The 20,456-nt window shown below is 71.0% G+C and carries 16 protein-coding genes and 1 tRNA gene; 6 read left to right on the top strand and 11 right to left on the bottom strand.

What is annotated here, in order from left to right; genetic code table 11:
- The first annotated feature begins 59 nt into the window (after positions 1-59).
- Together IE267_RS26065 and IE267_RS26060 are read left to right on the top strand one after the other, a co-directional pair.
- Positions 60-2,444 carry an MFS transporter gene (locus IE267_RS26065; protein ID WP_462476677.1) on the top strand — a complete coding sequence of 795 codons (2,385 nt, stop codon included), beginning with the start codon at positions 60-62 and terminating at the stop codon, positions 2,442-2,444.
- Between the two features lie 165 nt (positions 2,445-2,609).
- Positions 2,610-3,428 (top strand): YceI family protein, encoded by an 819-nt coding sequence (locus tag IE267_RS26060; RefSeq protein ID WP_161248755.1) that lies wholly within the window; start codon positions 2,610-2,612, stop codon positions 3,426-3,428.
- Between the two features lie 233 nt (positions 3,429-3,661).
- On the opposite strand, the gene IE267_RS26055 is transcribed toward IE267_RS26060, so the two are convergent.
- The 8 genes from IE267_RS26055 to IE267_RS26020 all read right to left on the bottom strand — a co-directional run bounded on the left by IE267_RS26055 (position 3,662) and on the right by IE267_RS26020 (position 15,334).
- Positions 3,662-4,438 carry a TetR/AcrR family transcriptional regulator gene (locus IE267_RS26055; RefSeq protein ID WP_167158302.1) on the bottom strand — a complete coding sequence of 259 codons (777 nt, stop codon included), beginning with the start codon at positions 4,436-4,438 and terminating at the stop codon, positions 3,662-3,664.
- Positions 4,439-4,623: 185 nt separating this feature from the next.
- A complete protein-coding gene (locus IE267_RS26050; RefSeq protein ID WP_189764897.1) occupies positions 4,624-6,135 on the bottom strand; it encodes an MFS transporter in 1,512 nt (503 codons plus the stop codon).
- 777 nt (positions 6,136-6,912) lie between these two features.
- On the bottom strand, positions 6,913-9,147 hold the full coding sequence (locus IE267_RS26045; RefSeq protein WP_189764896.1) for a glycosyltransferase family 39 protein: 2,235 nt from the start codon (positions 9,145-9,147) through the stop codon (positions 6,913-6,915).
- Complete coding sequence (locus IE267_RS26040) at positions 9,144-10,634, bottom strand: bifunctional glycosyltransferase family 2/GtrA family protein (RefSeq protein ID WP_189764895.1); 1,491 nt, start codon at positions 10,632-10,634, stop codon at positions 9,144-9,146. The genes IE267_RS26045 and IE267_RS26040 overlap by 4 nt, the downstream gene beginning before the upstream one ends.
- A 50-nt stretch (positions 10,635-10,684) precedes the next feature.
- Positions 10,685-12,292, bottom strand: coding sequence for a HAMP domain-containing sensor histidine kinase (locus IE267_RS26035; RefSeq protein ID WP_229861419.1), 1,608 nt, complete (start codon positions 12,290-12,292; stop codon positions 10,685-10,687).
- A gap of 6 nt (positions 12,293-12,298) precedes the next feature.
- Positions 12,299-13,039, bottom strand: coding sequence for a response regulator transcription factor (locus tag IE267_RS26030; RefSeq protein WP_161244914.1), 741 nt, complete (start codon positions 13,037-13,039; stop codon positions 12,299-12,301).
- A gap of 200 nt (positions 13,040-13,239) precedes the next feature.
- Complete coding sequence (locus tag IE267_RS26025) at positions 13,240-14,280, bottom strand: amidohydrolase family protein (RefSeq protein WP_189764894.1); 1,041 nt, start codon at positions 14,278-14,280, stop codon at positions 13,240-13,242.
- Positions 14,281-14,455: 175 nt separating this feature from the next.
- A complete protein-coding gene (locus IE267_RS26020) occupies positions 14,456-15,334 on the bottom strand; it encodes a DUF2797 domain-containing protein (RefSeq protein ID WP_189764893.1) in 879 nt (292 codons plus the stop codon).
- A 310-nt stretch (positions 15,335-15,644) separates the two neighbouring features.
- On the opposite strand from IE267_RS26020, the gene IE267_RS26015 reads away from it, so the two are divergent.
- Positions 15,645-16,085: a VOC family protein gene (locus IE267_RS26015; RefSeq protein WP_189764892.1), complete on the top strand. Its 441-nt coding sequence runs from the start codon at positions 15,645-15,647 to the stop codon at positions 16,083-16,085.
- A gap of 155 nt (positions 16,086-16,240) precedes the next feature.
- On the opposite strand, the gene IE267_RS26010 is transcribed toward IE267_RS26015, so the two are convergent.
- On the bottom strand, positions 16,241-16,435 hold the full coding sequence (locus tag IE267_RS26010; RefSeq protein ID WP_189764891.1) for a hypothetical protein: 195 nt from the start codon (positions 16,433-16,435) through the stop codon (positions 16,241-16,243).
- Positions 16,436-16,984: 549 nt separating this feature from the next.
- On the opposite strand from IE267_RS26010, the gene IE267_RS26005 reads away from it, so the two are divergent.
- Both IE267_RS26005 and IE267_RS39740 read left to right on the top strand, forming a co-directional pair.
- Positions 16,985-17,059: transfer RNA gene (locus IE267_RS26005), tRNA-Trp, on the top strand.
- Positions 17,060-17,949: 890 nt separating this feature from the next.
- A complete protein-coding gene (locus IE267_RS39740) occupies positions 17,950-18,516 on the top strand; it encodes a nuclease-related domain-containing protein (protein WP_229861418.1) in 567 nt (188 codons plus the stop codon).
- Here the strand turns inward: IE267_RS39740 and IE267_RS25995 are convergent.
- On the bottom strand, positions 18,489-19,172 hold the full coding sequence (locus IE267_RS25995; protein ID WP_189764889.1) for a YdcF family protein: 684 nt from the start codon (positions 19,170-19,172) through the stop codon (positions 18,489-18,491). The two genes, IE267_RS39740 and IE267_RS25995, sit on opposite strands and share 28 nt — an antisense overlap.
- Complete coding sequence (locus IE267_RS25990; protein WP_189764888.1) at positions 19,172-19,963, bottom strand: GntR family transcriptional regulator; 792 nt, start codon at positions 19,961-19,963, stop codon at positions 19,172-19,174. The genes IE267_RS25995 and IE267_RS25990 overlap by 1 nt, the downstream gene beginning before the upstream one ends.
- A 161-nt stretch (positions 19,964-20,124) precedes the next feature.
- Here IE267_RS25990 and IE267_RS25985 point away from each other — a divergent pair, with 161 nt between their 5' ends.
- A complete protein-coding gene (locus IE267_RS25985) occupies positions 20,125-20,454 on the top strand; it encodes an SCO3933 family regulatory protein (protein WP_189764887.1) in 330 nt (109 codons plus the stop codon).
- Positions 20,455-20,456: the final 2 nt, after the last annotated feature.

Here is a 20,456-nt window from a genome sequence, read left to right as displayed (position 1 = left end):
GTGTGCGGGGCGGCCACGCCAAGCACGGAGGGCACACGCCGTCCGAGAGTGGCGCGCCGATGACTCACCGGCAGATCATGGAGGCGCTGTCCGGGCTGTTGCTCGGCATGTTCGTCGCCATCCTGTCCTCGACGATCGTCTCCAACGCCCTGCCGCACATCATCAGCGACCTGGGCGGCGGCCAGTCCGCGTACACCTGGGTCGTCACGGCCTCGCTGCTCGCGATGACCGCCACCACCCCGCTGTGGGGCAAGCTCTCCGACCTGTTCAGCAAGAAGCTGCTGGTCCAGATAGCCCTGGTCATCTACGTGTCCGGCTCGATCGTGGCCGGTCTGTCCCAGAGCTCGGGCATGCTCATCGCCTGCCGCGTGTTCCAGGGCATCGGCGTCGGCGGTCTCTCCGCGCTCGCCCAGATCATCATGGCCGCCATGATCTCGCCGCGTGAGCGTGGCCGTTACAGCGGCTACCTGGGCGCCACGTTCGCGGTCGCGACGGTCGGCGGACCGCTCCTCGGCGGTCTGATCACGGACACAAGCTGGCTCGGCTGGCGCTGGTGCTTCTACGTCGGCGTGCCGTTCGCGGTCATCGCGCTGATCGTGCTCCAGAAGACCCTGAAGCTCCCCGTCGTGAAGCGGGACGTCAAGGTCGACTGGACCGGCGCCTTCCTGATCAGCGCCGCGGTCTCGCTGCTCCTGGTCTGGGTGACCTTCGCGGGCGACAAGTACGACTGGATCTCGTGGCAGACCTACGCGATGGTCGGCGGCTCGATCCTGCTGGGCGCGCTGTTCGTACTCGTCGAGTCGAAGGCCAGCGAGCCGATCATCCCGCTGCGCCTCTTCCGCAACCGCACCATCACCCTGGCCTCGCTCGCCTCGCTCTTCGTGGGTGTCGCGATGTTCGCCGGCACGGTCTTCTTCTCCCAGTACTTCCAGCTGGCGCGCGGCAAGACGCCGACGATGTCCGGTGTCATGACGATCCCGATGATCGGCGGACTCTTCATCGCGTCCACCGTCTCCGGCCAGGTCATCACCAAGACGGGCAAGTGGAAGGCGTGGCTGGTCAGCGGCGGCGTCCTGGTGACGGCGGGCCTCGGTCTGCTCGGCACGATGCGCTACGACACCCCGTACTGGCACCTCGCCATCTACATGGCGCTGATGGGCCTCGGCATCGGCATGATGATGCAGAACCTGGTCCTGTGCACGCAGAACCAGGTCTCCCCCGCCGACCTCGGCTCGGCCTCCTCCGTCGTCGTCTTCTTCCGCTCCCTCGGTGGTGCGGTGGGCGTCTCGGCGCTCGGCGCGGTCATGGCCAACCGGGTCAGCCACTACGTCACCGACGGCCTCACCGCACTCGGCCCGCAGGGTGCCGCGGCAGCCAAGGCCAGCAGCGGCTCCGGCACCATCCCGGACCTCAGCGTGCTGCCCGCCCCGATCCGTACCGTCATCGAGAGCGCGTACGGACACGGTGTCGGCGATGTGTTCCTGTACGCGGCGCCGTGCGCGCTGCTCGCCTTCCTGATCACCCTCTTCATCAAGGAGATCCCGCTGCGCACCCGTGCGGTAGGCGCCGCCGAGTCCGAGCAGGCGCCCGCCGCCGCCCCGGCTCCCGCCCAGGTTCCCGCCCAGGCGGCGGCAGTCGAGGCCCCCGTGGCCCAGACGCTCACCGCCCCCGTCCTCGACGGCATCCCGGTCCGCGGCACGGTCCGTGCGGCCGAGGGGGCGCCCGTCGCCTCCGCCGCCGTCACGCTGATCTCGCTCGGCGGCAGCCAGCTCGGCCGCGCGGTGGCGGGCCCCGACGGCGGGTACCTGCTCGCCGCTCCGGGCGCCGGCAGCTACGTCCTGATCGCGGCCGCCGACGGCTTCCAGCCGCAGGCCTCCACCATCGTGGTGGGCGTCGAGGCACTCGCCTACGACATCCTCCTGTCCGGCACCAGCGGCCTCGCGGGTGCGGTGAAGGCCGCCGAGACCGGGGCTCCGGTCGAGGGCGCGATGGTGATCGTGACCGATGTGCGCGGCGATCTGCTGGCCACCGGGAAGTCCGGCGCGGCCGGCGAGTTCACCTTCGGTGAGCTGGTCCCGGGCCAGGTGACCGTGGCGGTCAACGCGGACGGCTTCCGCCCGCTGGCGCTGCCGGTGGAGATCTCCGGCTACGGCGTGACCCGTGTCGAGGCCGCCCTCCAGGCCGGCGCGCTGGTCCAGGGCACGATCCGCGGCGGCGGCGACCGCCGTCCGCTGGCCGACGCCCGCGTCACGCTGCTCGACGCGGCGGGCAACGTGGTCGCCAACGCCACCACGGGCGACGACGGCGCGTACGCCTTCGCCGACCTGAACTCCGGCGAGTACACGGTCATCGCGACCGGCTACCCGCCGGTGGCCGGCTCGCTGACCGTGGCCGGCCGCGGTGTCGACGGCCACGACATCGAACTCGCCCACCCGGGCGAGTAGTTGACCCCCGGGTGCGCCCTCGCTTCGAGCGGAGGCGGGGCGCGCCCGGCGTGGAAATGGGCCCCGGGAACGGGGCGGCGGGCAGGGGACGGCCGGCCGTCCCGCCCCGGGGCCCGGCCTTTTGACCTTGAGAGGCTTCTGCACTTGAAGAGGAGAGAAAACGGGATGGGACTGCGGGCACAGGTACGGACACGCGACGGCTGGGCCGTTTCGCACGCCGTGGTGACGATGACCGACATGACCGGCACGCAGGTGCTGCGCGCCTCGGCGTCGGAGGACGGCTCGGTGTCGGCGGACGTGGCTCTCGCGCCCGGCCCGTACACGGTGATCGTGACGGCCGTGGGATACGCCCCGGCCGCCTCCACGGCGCTGGTGACGGCGAGCGGGCGGGCCTCGGTCGGCACGGTGGTGCTGGCCCGGCAGGGCGGGGTCGAGCTGCCGCCGCCGGGCCCCTGGACGATCGACCCGGCGCACTCGTCGGTCGGCGCGGTCGCCCAGCACCTGGGCATCTCCAGTGTGCACGGGCGGTTCGGGGAGTTCGGCGGGCGCATCGAGATCGCGGAGGACTTGGAGAAGTCGCGGGTCGAGGCGGTCATCGGGGCGGCGTCCATCGACACGGGGAACGCCATGCGGGACGGTCACCTGAAGTCCGCGGACTTCCTCGACGTCGAGCGCTTCCCGGAGATCACCTACCGCAGCACGGACCTGGTCCCGGCCGGGCCCGACCGCTGGACGGTACGGGGAGAGCTGGCGCTGCACGGGGTGGTCCGCGAGGTCGACCTCGACCTGTCGTACCTCGGTACGGGACCCGACCCGTGGGGCGGGGTGCGGGCCGCCTACCGGGCGACGGCGGAGCTGCGCCGCGAGGACTTCGCGATGAACTACAACCAGGTGGTGCAGGCGGGGATTTCGGCGATCGGCACGACGCTGAAGGTCGAGCTGGACATCCAGACAGTCCAGGGCGAAGCCCTGCCGACCGCCTGACCGGGGGCCCGGCCCAGGGGTCCGGGGGCTCTGTGCGGCCCGTCCGCGCAGTTCCCCGCGGACCCGGGGGGCTCCGTGCGGCCCGTCCGCGCAGTTCCCCGCGCCCCCAACTCCCCACTCTCCACACGCTGTTCGGCCCCACACCGTGCGTGGCTGCTCACGCAGTGCCGCGCGCTCCGGGCCCCGGCGCCTGAACGCCCGCCCTGGTAACGGGACTCGGCCCGTCATGGGGGTCAGGGGGTGCTCAGGGCCTCGATGCCCGCGATCAGCAGGGTCAGCGCGAAGTCGAAGTCCCGCTGGCGCATGTCCTGCACCGTCTCCCCGCCCCGCGCCGCCATCAGCTCCGACGCATCGGCGAACTGCGCCCGGTACTCCGGCTGGGAGGCCAATGCTCCCATCGCCTCCGCGAAGAACTCGTCCTGCGTACGCCCCGCATCCGCACACCGCTGCACGAACGTGCCCTCGATCGTGCCGAAGCCGTAGACGAACTGGAACACCGCCGCGAGCCCGCCCATCTGCCCGTGCGCGGGCAGCCCCGTGCGGGCCAGGATGCGCTGGGCCGTGCGCGAGAAGGCCATCGAGTGCGGCCCGATGTTGAGGTAGCGGCCGATCAGCGCCGAAGCCCAGGAGTGCCGGACGAAGATCGCCCGGTACCCCACCACGACCGTGCGGAGCTGATCACGCCAATCCGCCGACTCGTCGCCCATGTCGGGCAGTTCGATCTCCGCGAACACCGCGTCGAGGGCGAGTTCGAGGAGGTCGTCCTTGTTGTCGACGTACCAGTACAGGGACATCGCGGTCACGCCGAGCTCGGCCGCCAGGCGCCGCATGGAGAACCTGACGGCGCCCTCGGCGTCGAGGAGGCGTACGGCCTCGGCGGTGATCCGGTCCCGGTCGAGCACGGGCGCGCCCTCGGGCGCCTCCGCACGGCGCACCCGGCGACTCGCCTTGCTCCCGAGCCACACGCTGGTACGCGCCGCGTCCTTCGTACGGTCCGCCGCCGACACCATCGCTGCCCTCCTCGGTCCTTGATTCCACGATTCCACCGGCCCGATGGCCGGCCCGTCGGCTCATGTGCACCAGGTCATGCCCACCGGACCATGTCGATCAGGTCATGTCCATCAGGCAGGTCGTGTCCATCAGGTCATGTCCATCAGGTCATGTCCGGAATCGGGGGCTCCCACCCCCGACGATGCTATGCCGCCGGTTCCGCCCCGGCGGGCTCGGGCACCGATCGTTCCGCGCGGTGCAGCAGGACCGCCGCGAGCAGCCCGCCCGCGAGCACCGCGACCGCGCCGACCAGCTGGCTGGTTTCGAGGCCCGAGGCGAACGCGTCGGCGATCCGGCCCCGTTCGGCGTCGTCGCGGGCGGCGGCGAGGGCCGCGGGCAGCGAGGCCGCGGCGACCGGCACGAGCGCGGCGAACCGGGAGTTGAGCACCGCACCGAGGACCGCGACGCCGAGCCCGTTGCCGAACTCGCCAAGCGTGCCGTTCACTCCCGCGCCCACGCCCGCCTTCTCCGGCGGGATCGCGCTCATGATGGCGTTGGCCATGGCCGGCATGGAGAGCGCGATCCCGGCTCCCATCACGACCAGGCCGAGCAGCGTGCCGCCGTAGCTGTGCCCGCCGAGCAGCGCGATCGAGGCGAGCCCGGCGGCGTTCGCGGTCATGCCGATGGCGATGGCGCGCGGGGTGCCGACCTTGGCGACCAGCTTGGCGCCGACGCCCGTCATGTTCAGCACGATCACGCTGAGCGCGAGCGGAGCGGTACGCAGACCCGCGTTCAACGGCCCGTACCCGAGCACGAATTGGAGGTGCTGGGTCAGCAGGAACAGTGATCCGCCCATGCCGAAGGCGACCAGGACCGCCCCCGCGACCGCGCCGACGAACCGCTGGTCGCGGAAGAAGTGCATGTCCAGCATGGGGTGTTCGATGGACAGTTCCCAGCGGACGAAGGCCGCGAGGAACACGATGCCGACGGCCGCCGAGGTCAGCACATGGCCGGAGAGCCAGCCGTGGCCGGGCCCGGAGATGATCGCGTACACGACACCGGTCATACCGACCGTGGAGAGCAGCGCCCCGAGCAGGTCGGGCCGGTCGCCCTGGGGGTTCTTCGACTCCGGTACGAGGGCGACCACGGCGACCAGGCCGAGGACCGCGACCGGGATGTTCACCAGGAAGATCGCGCCCCACCAGAAGTGGTCGAGCATGACCCCGCCGATGAGCGGTCCGGCGGCGAAGCCGAGCGAGTTGACGGTGGCCCAGATGCCGATGGCCTTGACCCGGGACTCGGCGTCGAAGATCTGCACGACGACGGCGAGCGTCGTGGTCATCAGGAGCGCTCCGCCGATGCCCATGCCCGCGCGGGCGGCGATGAGCTGGCCCGCGTTCTGCGCGAGCCCCGCCGCCAGCGAACCGAGGCCGAAGAGCGCGAGTCCCGCCACGAGCATCTTCTTGCGGCCGTAGCGGTCGGACGCGCTGCCCGCGGTGAGCAGCAGCCCGGACTGGACGAGCGAGTACGCGTTGATCATCCACTGGATGTCGGCGGTGGAGGCGCCGAGCGAGGTGGTGAGGGAGGGGATGGCGACGTTCAGGACGGTGTTGTCGAGCAGCACCGTGAGCTGGGCCACGCAGATGACGCCGAGGATCAGCCAGCGCTGCGGATGCCCGGTGGGTGCGGTGGGTTTCTCGGCTGTGGTTGCGGTCATGGTGGCCCCCCGGGTCTCTGAACAGCGCTTCTTATACGGTGTATGTCGTTAGTGCTGTTGTACACCGTAGGGCTGTTCTTCTACGCCGTAAAGTCCATTACGGGGTCGGACGCGGGGCGAGTGCCGGACGGGGACCTCGCCTGACGAGGTTTTCCAGACTCCACGGCCGGACGGCCCAACTGGCTCCGGCAACAGGATTGTTGGCAACCAAGCCGAACGATGCCCCCGGGACCGCCTTCAGCCCCCGCCCGCGCGGGCCACCGACCGCGCGCCGCCACCCCCAGCCCGCGTGGGCCACCGACCGCGCGTGGTCACCCCCAACCGGCTTTCGGCCTCGCACCGTGCGTGGCTGGTCGCGCAGTTCCCCGCGCCCCCAACCCCCGTCTTCGGCCTCGCACCGTGGTCGCTTCTCGCGCAGTTCCTCGCGCCCCTGGAAGGCTCGGTGCTGGGGCACCTTCAGCCTGTCCGGCGTTTGAGGACGAGCGCCCTTTAGGCGCGAACGGGGGTGCAGGGGGCGGAGCCCCTTGCGGGGGTTCGAGGGGCGCAGCCCCTCAGGGGGTCTGGGGCGCAGCCCCAGGGCTCAGCTCATCCAACCCGCCGCACGGGCGGGAGGGCGGGCAAACCCCCCGGGGTCTGGGGCGCAGCCCCAGGGAGCCGGGACCAACCAACCCCGGGCAACGGGATGGGGGTCCCCCCTGCTCATTAAGAGCTTGGGGGAGGGTGGGCAAACCCCCCGGGGCCGGGGAGGGTGGGCAAACCCCCCGGGCCCGGGGCGGGTCAGCTCGCGGGGGAGGTCAGGTCGTAGAAGGTGGCGGTGCCGACCGCCACCTTCTTGAAGGAGCCCTCCACCCAACTACTGATCGCACTGCCGCCGGACTTCCCACCCCCACCCACCATCCCGCCCCCACCGGAGACGAAGTAGTGGATCTTCCCCTCGGCCACGTACTTCTTGAACTGGGCCAGGGTCGGCGACGGGTCGCTGCCGTTGAACCCCCCGATCGCCATCACGGGCTTCTGCGTGGCGAGTTGGTAGCTCGCGGCGTTCTGCGAACCGATGGCGGCCGCGGCCCAGGTGTACCGGCCCGCGTCGTCCTTCAGGAGCGCCTGCGCTTCGGCACTCACCTTGGCGCCGTCCAGGAGGCCGCCCATGCCACCCCCCGTACCGCCGCGCCCACCGGCCCCGGCGCCCGCACCGGGTGAGCCCTGGCCCTGCCCGACACCCTGACCCGTACCCTGACCGGCGCCCTGACCCTGGCCCGCCCCACGGCCCGGCCATCCACCGTTCTGGCCACCGGCTTGGCCACCGGTCTGGCCACCGGCCTGACCACCGGTCTGCCCGGCACCCGGCCCGGCGCCGGGACCCGCACCAGGCCCCGCACCGGGCCCCGCACCCGGCCCGCCGCCGAACCGCATGCGTCCGCCGCCACCACCGCCACCGGGCCCGCCCATGCTCGCCCCGGCGGGGCCCGCCGTGACGATCGAGCCGGTGTGCCCGGTGCCGAGGGTGCTCACCGCGTACGCGGTGGGACCGGCCAGCGCGGCCACGAGGCCAAGACCGGCGACACCCAGCGCGGCCCCGCGGTTCAGCCGGCCCGCGAGGCCGAGGCCGATGCCCGCCGCGAGGCCGCCGATCAGCACGGCCCAGCGCAGCCACGGCAGATAGTCGGGGGTGCGCCCGAGCAGGACGTACGACCAGATCGCGGTGGCCGCCACCGTCGCCCCGAGCGCGAGCGCCGCGCCGATGCGCGAGCGCTCCTCCCACAGGACCGTGACGCCCATGCCGACGAGGGCGGCGATGTAGGGGGCCAGGGCCACCGTGTAGTACTGGTGGAAGATCCCCGCCATGAAGCTGAAGATCACGGCGGTCATGAGGAGCGCCCCGCCCCAGGCGAGGAACGCGCCGCGCGCGGTGTCGGTGCGCTTGGCCCGCCAGGTGACGACGAGGCCCGCGACCAGCAGGAGCAGGGCCGCCGGGAGCAGCCAGGAGATCTGGCTGCCGACCTCGGAGTTGAACATGCGCCCGATGCCGGTCGCACCCCAGCCACCGCCTCCGCCACCACCGCCGCCCCCGGCACGCATGCCCGCCGGAAGTTCCATGCCGCCGGGCCGCGCGCCCCCGCCGCCGACGCTGCCGGTCTCGTCGCCGCTGAGCCGGCCGAGCCCGTTGTAGCCGAAGGTGAGTTCGAGGAAGGAGTTGTGCTGCGAGCCGCCGATGTACGGGCGCGACGGCTTGGGCCACAGCTCCACGGCCGCCACCCACCAGCCGCCGGAAACGATCAACACGCCAGTGGCCAGGGCGAGTTGGCCGAGCCGTCGGCGGATCGAAGTGGGCGCGCACACCGCGTACAGGAGCGCCAGCGGCGGCAGGATCAGGAAGGCCTGCAGGGTCTTGGTCAGGAAGGCGAAGCCGATCGCGACCCCGGCCCACACCAGCCACTTGGTGCGGGCGTCCTCCAGGGCGCGCAGCACGCAGTACACGGTGACCGTCATCAGGAGCGCGAGCAGCGCGTCCGGGTTGTTGAAGCGGAACATCAGCGCCGCGACCGGCGTCAGGGCCAGCACCGCCCCGGAGATCAGCCCCGCGGCCGGACTGAACCGGCGCCGCACGGCCGCGTACAGGACGGCGACCGTGCCCGCGCCCATCAGGACCTGGGGCAGCAGGATCTGCCAGGAGCCGAGGCCGAAGAGGCGTACCGACAGGGCCATCGGCCACAGCGCGGCGGGGGGCTTGTCGACGGTGATCGCGTTGGCCGCGTCGAGCGAGCCGAAGAAGAACGCCTTCCAGCTCCGACTGCCCGCCTGGACGGCCGCCGAATAGAAGGAGTTCGCATACCCGGAGGCGCTGAGGTTCCACAGGTAGGCGGCGCAGGTGACGGCGAGCAGTGCGAGGAGCGCGGGCCGCGCCCAGGCCGGGTCGTCGGGGCGGCCGCGCCACAGCCGGTTCCGGGCGGTCCGGGGGCCGGAAGCCGCGACCCCCTCGCGCGGATCGGCCAGGGGTGAGGTCGTGGTCATCGTGCGTCGCCCTTCGGGTCGGCGTGGTGCGGGGTTTCGGCGTGGTGCGGGGTTTCGGCCTGGTACGGAGTGTCGGCCTGGTACGGAGTGTCGACGTGGTGCGGGGCGTCGTCGCTCACGGGTACGGGGCCCGCGCGGTCGGGGAAGACCCAGGCGCGGAACAGCAGGAAGCGCAGCACCGTGGCCGCGAGGTTCGCCGCGAGCAGGACGGCGACCTCGGTGGAGTGCGCGGCGTCGGCGTTGGCGGCGTCGAGCGCCGCGAGCGAGCCGCTGGTCAGGGCAAGCCCGATGGCGAACACCACCAGGCCCTGCGCCTGGTGGCGCACCGCCCGGTCGCGGCCGCGCACGCCGAACGTGAGCCGCCGGTTGGCCGACGTGTTGGCGACGGCCGACACCAACAGGGCGACACCGTTGGCTGGTTGGGGCCCCATGACGGTCCGTGAGAGCGAGTACAGGGCGAGGTAGAAGAGGGTGGAGAGCGCACCGATTACACAGAACCCGACGAGCTGCCGGGCGAGCCCGCCGGGCACCCCGCTCAGCTGCCGGTCCCGGGGGTCGTCGCCGAACGGCCGGGCAAGCCGGTCGAGCGGCAGCGCCCCGACGGCAAGGGCCCGCCCGATCCGCCACACGCCCTTCAGGTCGTCCATCGCCGTGCTGACGATGTGCACGGTGCTGGCCGGGTCGTCGACCCAGTCCACCGGCACCTCGTGGATGCGCAGCCCGGCCCGCTCGGCGAGCACCAGCAGCTCGGTGTCGAAGAACCACCCGGTGTCCTCGACCATCGGCAGCAGCCGCTGCGCCACATCGCGCCGGATCGCCTTGAACCCGCACTGGGCGTCGGAGAACCGTGCCGCGAGCGAACCGCGCAGGATCAGGTTGTACGTGCGCGAGATGAACTCCCGCTTGGCGCCGCGCACCACCCGCGAGGACCGCGCCAGGCGGGAGCCGATGGCGAGGTCGGAGTGGCCGGAGATGAGCGGCGCGACCAGCGGGAGCAGCGCGTTGAGGTCGGTGGACAGGTCCACGTCCATGTACGCGAGCACCGGCGCCTCCGACGCCGACCACACCGTCCGCAGCGCCCGCCCGCGCCCCTTCTCCTCCAGGCGGAAGGCCCGCACCTCCGGTATCTCCCGCTCAAGTCTCTTGGAAATGACGGGGGTTGCGTCGGTGCTGGCGTTGTCCGCGACCGTGATCCGGAAGCCGTACGGGAAGGTCCGCGTGAGGTGCTCGTGCAGCCGCCGCACACACCGCTCCAGGTCCTGCTCCTCGTTGTGGACGGGGATGGTCACGTCGAGGACGGGGGTGCCGGCCGGCTGGACCGGCAGGTGCCGGCGGGCCGGGAGGGCCACGGGGTGTGCCGGGTGCGCCGGGACCGTCGCGCGCGACGCGGCGTGGGACGCGGCGTGGGACGCGGCGTGGGACGCGGCGTGGGACGCGGCGTGCGGCGCGGTGTGGGACGCGGTCGCGGCAGAGGGTTCGGTTGGCATGCGCCGACCCTCGCGAGCCGCGCTGTCACGGCTGTGTGGTCGGCCTGTGCTCAGCCTGTGAGGTGCGGGGCGGTGGTGCGGGGCGGATTCGAGGGGTCCCCGTCGCAGGCCCGGGCCGGGAGGGCGCCGCGTGTGGAGCCGGGTCGCGGGTGCTGCGCCGGGAGGGCGCCGTACGAGGGGCCGACTCGCGGGTGCTGTACCGGGAGGCGGACCTCGAACACCGTGTGCCCGGGCGCACTTCGCACCCCGACCCGCCCGCCGTGCGCGGTGACGACGGCCTGCACGATGGCGAGGCCGAGCCCGGTGGAGCCGGCGTTGCGGGAGCGGGACGCGTCCCCGCGCGCGAACCGTTCGAAGACGTGCGGCAGCAGGTCGGGTGGGATGCCGGGGCCGCTGTCCTCGATCTCGACGGCGACCTCGGGCCCGCGCGGCTCGACCCGGGCCGTGACGACGGTCCCCGGCGGGGTGTGCGTACGGGCGTTGGCGAGCAGATTGACCAGGACCTGCTGGAGCCGCTCCCGGTCCGCGCGCACCGCCACCGGCTCCGGGGGGAGTTCGAGCCGCCAGGTGTGGCCCTGCCCGGCGGCGTGCGCGTCGCCGACGACGTCCACCACCAGCGCCGAGAGATCGGTGCTCTCGTACGAGAGCGGGCGTCCGGCATCGAGGCGCGCGAGCAGCAGCAGGTCCTCGACCAGACCGGTCATGCGGGTCGCCTCCGACTCGATGCGGCCGAGCGAGTGCCGGGTGTCGGGCCCGATGTCCTCGCGGCCGCGCCGGGTCAGCTCGGCGTAGCCCCGGATGGAGGCGAGCGGCGTCCTCAGCTCGTGGCTGGCGTCGGCGACGAACTGCCGCACCCGCGTCTCGCTCTCCTGCCGCGCGCTGAGCGCCTCGTGGACGTGGTCCAGCATCCGGTTGAGCGCGGCGCCCACCTGCCCGACCTCGGTCCTGGCGTCCGCCTCGGTCCCCGGTACGCGCTCGTGCAGGGCCACCTCACCGCTGTGCAGAGGGAGTTCGGAGACGCGGGTGGCGGTGGCCGCGACCCGGCGCAGCGGGCGCAGGGCCACCCCGACGATGGCCGCGCCCGCGATGCCGGCGGCGACGAGGCCCGCCCCTGTCACGCAAATGACCACCACCACAAGGGTGTTGACGGTGGCGTCGAGCCTGTCGGTGGGGAAGCCGAGCACGACGGCCCGGTCCGGGTCCCACAGGGCCCGGTAGTCCCCGAGACCGGGGAGCGTGACGGAGTGCACCCGGCCGTCCTTGGCGACGGCGGCCAGCGCCTCGGCCTGTTCCCCGGACAACGTCACGGTACGGCTCTCGCCCTCGCGTTCCGGCTGGGTGCTGCGCAGCCCGGTGAGCGAGCCGTCGGCCGCGACGGCCGCGCCGACCGTGGACAGCGGCTGTCCGGGCCGGGACACGATGAAGTCGAGCCGGTCGCCGTCCGGCGGCCGCTGGCCCTGTGCCTGCCCCTGGCCCGCGTGCCCCATCGCGCGCAGGGGCAGCCCGGCGCGCAGCTGGTTGTCCAGCTGGCCCTGGAGGTTCGCGCCCATCGCGAGGACGGTCACCGTACCGATGACGGCGCCCACCACGGCGAGCAGCACGACCGCCGACACCACGAGCCGGGTGCGCAGCGACCAGGGCCGCCGGAACCTGCCCACGCGGTCCTACTCCCCGGGCTTGATCAGGTACCCCGCGCCACGCCGGGTGTGGATCATCGGGGAGCGCCCGGCGTCGATCTTCCGCCGCAGGTAGGAGATGTAGAGCTCGACGACGTTGGCCTGGCCGCCGAAGTCGTACGACCAGACCCGGTCGAGGATCTGCGCCTTGCTGAGCACCCGGCGCGGGTTGCGCATCAGGAAGCGGAGCAGCTCGAACTCGGTCGCGGTGAGGTGGATGTTGACCCCGCCCCGGGTCACGTCGTGGCTGTCCTCGTCGAGCGTGAGGTCGCCGACGGCCAGGACGGACTCGCTGCGCAGGGCGGCCGTGCCCGAGCGGCGGATGAGGCCGCGCAGCCGGGCCACGACCTCCTCCAGGCTGAACGGCTTGGTGACGTAGTCGTCGCCGCCCGCCGTGAGCCCGGCGATCCGGTCCTCCACGGAGTCCTTGGCGGTGAGGAACAGCACCGGCACGTCGGGCAGTTCGCGGCGCAGCCGCCCGAGGACGGCGAGGCCGTCCATGTCCGGCAGCATGATGTCGAGGATCACGGCGTCCGGCCGGAAGTCCCGGGCGTCGCGCACCGCCCCGGCCCCGTCGCCGGCACTGCGCACTTCCCAGCCTTCGTAGCGCAGTGCCATGGAGAGCAGCTCGCTGAGCGGCGCCTCGTCGTCCACGACGAGCACGCGCACGGGGCTGCCGTCCGGCCGCAGCATTTCGGTCCGCCCCTGGGGCGAGGAGGTAACGGTCATGGCCCCACCCTGTGAGGGGGCCGTGAGAACCTCCTTGCCCGTTCCTGTGATTTGCCTGAGAAAGTGGGCGGCTCGGCCCGCTGCCCGGCCGGTCGGCGGGCGTCCGGTCGGTCGGCGGGCGTCCGGTCGGTCGGCATCCGGTCGGTTGGCATCCGGTCGGTCGGCATCCGGTAGGTCGGCGTCCGGTCGGTCGGCGGGCTTCAGCCGGGCAGCGGGCCCGGGTCCGGCAGCGGGCGCCGGACCGGCAGCCCGAAGAGGCGGGCGGCGTTGTCGTGGCAGACGGCCCGCAGCCACTCGTCGCCGAGACCGAGCCGCTCCAGCGCCTCCAGCTGATGGAGATAGGGGTACGGAATGTTGGGGAAGTCGGAGCCGAAGAGCACCCGGTCCCCCAGATCCCGCAGCCGGCCCAGCCCACCCGCGGGAAACGGCGCGGAGCGCTCGCTGAAGTCGGTGAACGCCATCGTCGTGTCGAGCCTGACCTCCCCGTACGTCTCGGCGAGGCCGAGGAAGTCGGCGTACTCCGGCATCCCCATGTGCGCGACGACCAGCCGCAGCCGGGGATGGCGCGCGAGCACCCGGCCGACCGGCCCCGGCCCGGTGAACTTCCCGGGCGCGGGCCCGGATCCGCAATGGATGACGACCGGCACCTCCGCCTCCGCGAGCAACCCCCAGACGGGGTCGAGCAACGGATCCCCCGGGTCGTAACCGCCCACCTGGACATGGGACTTGAAGATGCGGGCGCCCGCGTCGAGAGCGTCCCGTACATATCCGGCGGCCCCGGGTTCGGGAAAGAACGTGGAGGTGTGCAGACAGCCGGGCGTCCGGGCGGCGAACCCGACGCTCCACCCGTTGAGCCACTCGGCCATCCTGGCCTTGTGCGGATAGATCATCGAGGTGAACGCGAGCACCCCGAACTCCTCCCGGAGCAGCCGCACCCGCTCGGCCTCGTCCTCCCGGTAGGTGATGGGCCACTCGACCCCGCCCACCAGCTCCCCGGCGGAGTCGAAGTACTCCCACACCTTGTTCAGCACCCGCTCGGGCATGAAGTGCGTATGCACGTCGACGAGCCCGGGAACCCCGAGCCGCCCCCAGAACGCCCGAACCGCGAACCCGCCGTCGCCGCTGCCGCCCTCGCTTTCGCCATCGCCGCCATCGCCGCCGCTGCCGCAGCCGTCGCTGCCGTTCACCCGTGCCGCCTCTGCGGTCCTTGCAGCCGCTTGCCGCCCCACGTGATCGCTCATGTCCTTCACCCTCGGCGGCACGCCCCGCCCTGTCCACCCCCTTCCGCCCCTTCGACCCCTCGCCGCCCGGCCGCCGGCTCCCGGCCACCGGGCCTCAAGCCCCCGCCCCCGGCCCATCCCCGGCCCTCGGCCCTCGGCCCTCGGCCGTCAGCCGTCAGCCGTCAGCCGTCAGCCGTCAGAAGAGGGAACCCTGCTCGCCGCCTTCCTTGGGAACCTCCCGCACGGGAACGGTGAACCCACCGGGGTCGCCCGGCCCCAGGGCGGTGAGCCCCCACCCGCTCATGAGCCGCGTGTCCAGCACGAGGACGCCCCGCCCGTCCCCCGCGTCCAGATGGAGATCGGGCCCGGCAGCCGCGAGCAGCCGACCACTGACCACCCCCTCGTCCACGAGCTCGGCGACCACGCCGTCGGCATCCGGCAGCCCGTCGAGGCCGAACTCGGCCTGATGATCTACGACTTGGCCCTCGACCCGCTCCAACGACTCGGGCCAGTCCGGCAGGGCGACGGCCCGCGCGTACAGCCCAGCCACCTCGGCCGTCCGCTCCTCGACCCCGGGAAGCCGGGCCCGTACCGCCCGCTTCTCGGCGTACGGAATCCGGTCCGGCACCCCGAGGGCCGCCCTGAGCAGCTCCTCGCAGCGCCGGGCCGCCATCAGGGGCCCGCGCCCGAGCCAGCAGAACGCCACGGCCCCCTGTTCGAGCAGCCGGGCCGGCCCCCGCTCCTCCGCGGTGATCCCGACCTTGAGCAGACCGCTCCCGAACCAGGCGAGGTAGACCCGGTAGGTGCGGGGATCGTCGAGATACGTATCGGCGGCGACGGAATGCGCCCGATCGAGCCGGGCGCACTCGGCGCAGCGCGCCTGCGTACTGCGCCCCGGCACCGGCGCCCCCATCGGGCACGGGTTGCCCCGGGCCCCGACACAGCTGCGTGCCCCCACGACCCGGAACGCCACGACCCGCCCGTACTCCAGCCCACTGCTGCGCCCCTCCTCCCACCGAAGCCGCGCCCCGCCCTGGCCCCAGCGAACCCCCACACACCGCCACAACCCAGCCACGCTTCGAAGTTACCCCCCACCACTGACAACGCAGGGCCCCGGGCAACCTCCCCCACCCCGAGCGAGCCCGCATCAGCGCTTCCGCCGGCGCCCCCAGTACCGTCTCCCGTCCATCCCCCACTTCCGCGCCCCGCCACCCGTTTGCCGCCCCTGCGTCATGCCCGGCCGGGTACCGCCACCGGGCACATTGAGGCCGCGAGGACGATCGTCGGAGCCCGGCGGCCGCCGGATGTCGAGAAGGCGCGACCGGCTCCGTCCCAGGGACATCGACGGCCACCACCGGCCGCCCGAACGAGAAGGAGAAACCAGCATGGCGATTCAGCGGATGGACAACGTCGGCATCGTCGTCGAGGACATGGACGCCGCCATCGCGTTCTTCGCCGAGCTCGGCATGGAGCTGGAGGGCCGGACGGAGGTCGAGGGCCTCGTCGCCGACCGGTGCACCGGACTCGACGGCGTCCACTGCGACATCGCGATGCTCCGAACCCCGGACGGCCACAGCCGCCTCGAACTGTCGAGGTACCGCACCCCCGCGGTGATCAGCACCGGGCCGCGCAACCAGCCGCACAACGTGCTGGGCACACACCGCGTGATGTTCGCCGTCGACGACCTGGAGGACACGCTGGCCCGGCTGCGCCCCCACGGCGCCGAACTCGTCGGCGAACTCGCCCGCTTCGAGGACAGCTACCTGCTCTGCTACCTCCGCGGCCCGGCCGGCATCATCGTCGGCCTGGCCGAACAACTGCACTGAGCACCACCACGGCCGGACCCCAACGCAAGAGGCCCCGGACGCGATGTCCGGGGCCTCTCACCTGTGTGCACTCGGCAGGATTCGAACCTGCAACCTTCTGATCCGTAGCTCTATGTGGATCAGGTGTTCTCGGTCATACGGGTCGCTTCAAAGCCCTAGCTGGACGCGATGGTCCGCCAATGGTTGGTGCGGTTGCGGTACTTCGCTGCTGTACCGCTTGCGGCGCCGACCAGCGCAAGGACCGCCGCTGCGTCCGCGTATGCCCCGACCACCTTGGCCCAGGAAGGTGAGACCAGAACGATCACGACGATGACAGTGATCACGGTGAGCTGTTGGCGCGGGTTTGACACGCACCGCTCACCTGGGGACAAATTCATATCTGAGCCTCCGGGTTCAGTCGCCCACCTGCCGCTCGGCCTGCCAGCATGCGCGGTCAGGTGGGCTTCGCTATGACAGGCGGGACGCTAGCCGAGATCGGCCATCTGGCATGGACTGCCCGATCACTCTCGGATACTCGCCGAAGCTGATACTTACTCTGTGCAACCGAGGGTTGCCATCATGGATTGCACTACGGGTCTCTGGGTAACTGCTAAGGCTACATACCCGACAGTAACAACACGCAGGGTATTGGCTGGAATTGCATGCATAAAGACAAGTCGGCGACGAGCTGTCGTGCGGGATCAATCTTGAAAACCGTCGTGGCAGCGATGTCACCGTGGGTTCAAATCCCACACCCACCGCGGATGAACGGCCCCTGACCTGGTGAATCGGTCGGGGGCCGCTCTCGTGCGCGTTGTCCGCCGAACTCCGTGGTTCCCCGTCAGTTCCCGGTCGATCGGGCACGGGAGGGGCACGGGCCCTGTGGCAGCAGTAGAAGTCCGTAGGATGGCAGACGGGGCGGAGCTGTAGCGCAGAGGTAGTCGCGCGCGGTCTCCAAAATCGCGAGGACGCCGGTTCGAATCCGGCCGGTTCTGCCTTCCCACCTATCCCAGCCCACCACCCTCCCCAGCTCCCATCCCGTCTGCCGTCGACCCACACGTTCCTAAAGCGGGCGTGGTTCAGGGCGTCAAGGTGGAGCGCCCTACTGGACGAACGACCTTGACGCCCTGGGCCGCGTCTGCTCGGCTTTGCCGGGGTCGATGGCAGACGGGATGGGAGCTCCCTACGCCAGCCACGTACGGCCCGCGCTCGGCAACGGCGCCCCCTCCATCCCGGAGTCGGCCGATCCCCCGCCGGAGGCACGTCTGTGGCCCTAGCGCATCGTGCGGTGATCGACTCATGGCCTCGGCCCTTTCCACATGTGGGCGCGCGTCGGCGCAGCAGGGCGCGGAGCGGGCCGCAGGCAGGAGCGTCGCGCCCAAGCGGAGCCGGAAAGCGCGCCCGGCGGAGCGGAGCGCAGCCGGGTGCCTTGATGAGGTAGAGAAACCTGTAACAGCTCGCTCGTCCTCTGCGGTCTTGTCGACGCGGCCATCGCCTGCTGGCATATGTGAAAGCGGCACGCATTGGGGGGCGAGTGGTGAGCAATTTGACGGTGAACGTGTGGAAGAGGCATGGCAAAGATCGGCTCTACGTCAATCTTCCTGACGGGACCGCAGTTGCCTGGGCCGACCGGGCTACGAAGTCGGTAACGATCAAGGTTCAGGGATATCGGACTGAAGCGTTAGCCGTGCTTCGGCAGCACCTCGGCTCAGACATAACGATCAGCTCCGCGTCTGACGGCCCATCTGCTGCTCGCCTTACCACCCCGCAGCAGCAGGTCCACCGGCAGAGTCCACATATCCCAGCAGGGCGACCAGGAGCCCTCCCCCAGCTCACGCCAAGCGAAGACTTGGCAAGGAATCGCCCCGGTGCCCGGCTTCTTGGGATGATCGCCGAGCGTGGTCCCTCATCCGCCCAGCGGCTCCGCGCGAAGTTGCTGCGTCAGCCCTCCGAATGGGACTCCTGGTACACCGGGCTGGATGGGGAGCGCCGGGTCGGCCGAGAGCTGGAACGGCTGTCCGCGCTTGGCTGGCGTGTTCTCCACGGGGTTGAGAAGAGCAACGGTGGTGACATCGATCATCTACTGATCGGCCCTGGTGGCGTATTCAGCATCAACACGAAGACCCATCCTGCTGCTTCGGTCTGGGTGGGAGACACCATGGCCAAGGTCAACAACGGGCGACCGCACCCCTATGCCGCTGCAAGCAAGGCAGAGGCGGCCTATGTGCGTGGGGTGCTGGAGCGGTACTGCGACTTCGCCGTGGTAGTCGAACCAGCCCTCGTCTTCGTCGGTATCGAGGCACTCCAGCGTGCGGCCACGCAATACGACGTGCGGATCTACCAGGAACGAGAGGTCGCCTCGCTAGGCCCGGTCTCCGGGGCCTTCACTCCCGAGCAAGTGGAGCGGGTCTATACCGTGGCTCGTCACCGGCGGGTCTGGCTGAGAACGTGACCATGGTCGTCCAGCAGGAGCCGACTCGTGAACCCGCTTAGGCACAGCCGCTCATAAGCCGTGATCACGTTGCTCGGAACGTCCTGGCTGATCATGAACCCCTGCTCCGGATAGACCAGCAACCGCTGAAGTGCGCCCACCAGCATGTCGATCACCAACCTGGCATCGCCAACGGAGTCGACGTACTGCTCAAGCGTCATGGAGCTGGAAGCGCTGACGAACTCCACTTCAGGCCACACCTTGCGCGCCGTGGCATACACCCGTCGTTCCTCGTACGGCTTGCTGACGAGGAAGACGGAGGAGACATCCACGTGCGCTCCCTCCAGGAGTTCGCGAGAGAAGCGGATGTTCTCGCCGGTGTTCCGCGCCCGGGACTCGATGAGCACGGCCGATGCAGGAACGCCCAGTTCGAGAGCCCGCTCACGGTAGTGAACTGCTTCGCCCCGCGGCATGCGCTCACGCGTCGTAGGGCTGGTTGCTCCCGTGAAGACGAGCAACGGCACCAAGCCCTGCGCATACAGATCAACGGCGGCGTCTGCCACGCCTAGGTCATGGCTACCCAGTGCGATCGCAACAGAGCACGGGCGCGGGGTGTGGCCCATCTGGTGGTACGCCCAAACGCAGCGGGTGTCTTCCCAGTCTTGCGCAGAGATCACTAGGGCTTCCCTCCATCCCCCGCGGAGTCCGGGACTTTGAAGTCGTACTCCCATGCGAACCGTGAAGCCGCGTGTACCCCGATGGCAAATTCGATCACGGTGCCGTCTTCTGTGTAGGTCGTGCGATGAAGCTCGACCACCGCTTCGCCTGCGGGAAGTTGAAGCAACCGCGCCTCATCCGCACTCGGAGTGCGCGCGAAAATCTGCTCCTTCATATGGTCGATCTCGTAGCCAGCGTCGTACAGCACACGGAAGCCGCCGCCCCGACCGGCAGGCCCCGGGGTCGGGTCCACAAGACGAGTGCCTTCGACGTGCTCGGGACGGTAGTAGCTGGTCAGCGTGTGCGTCGGCTGCTCGCCCTCCTTCACGAGGCGGGCTCGGGCGTAGACAGGGGCCCCCACGGGCAGTCCGTGCGCTGCGGCGACTTCGGCCGGCGCCTCGACAAGACTGACTGTCTGAGTCTGCTCGTTACGGCGATAGGACCGGCCTGAGGCCACCCGGTCCGCGATGAACGCGACCTCGTCTCCGTCCCGCCACTTGGCCTTGTCGTACCGGGCGATACCGAGCCGCTTCAGGGGGACCTGCTGTCGTACGACGGTGCCGTGGCCGCGAGAAGAAGTGACCAGCCCTTCTGCTTCCAGCGCCTTGTAAGCCGCGTGGACGGTGGCCTTGGACCCCTCGCCCGCATCGACCAGTTCTCGGATGTGAGGCAGCCGTTTACCCGGCGGGTAGTCGCCCCGCTTGATCTGCTCGGCCAGCTTGTCCGCCAGCTCCCGCCACTTGGCTGCCATTCCTAAAACCCCTCTCACTAGGGCCTAGTCAAACATAGTCCTAGGACTGTTGACAGTCCTAGGACTGCGATGCACTATCTCTCTTAGTTGCTCGCAGTCCTAGGACAGCGGGCGGTGAGGGCCCTCTTTGGGGTGCCTCCACGCCGAGTGAGGGAGTATCCATGCCGTCGTTCAAGATCGACCTTTCGACCGCTGTGGTGTTCGTGGCGACTGCCCCGACGCCGAAGCTCGCCAACGTGAAGACGGGTGAGCGTGCGATGGACCGGGAGACCGGGGCGCCGCTGTCGACGGTGGGCCTGCTGGTCTCGGACGAGGGGGAGGGAAATCTCTACCAGGTGACCATCCCGGAGACCGGATACCAGGAGGGACTCGCCCCGGGTATCCCGGTGAAGGTGACCGGTCTCAAGGCGCGGGACTGGGAGAACGAGTTCAACGGGCAGAAGCGTCACGGGATTTCGTTCCGTGCGATCGCGATCACGGCCGGAGTCTGACG

This window comes from Streptomyces xanthochromogenes, assembly GCF_014650455.1.
GTDB classification, from domain to species: Bacteria; Actinomycetota; Actinomycetes; order Streptomycetales; family Streptomycetaceae; genus Streptomyces; species Streptomyces xanthochromogenes.
This window is presented reverse-complemented; position numbering and strand designations above follow the sequence as displayed.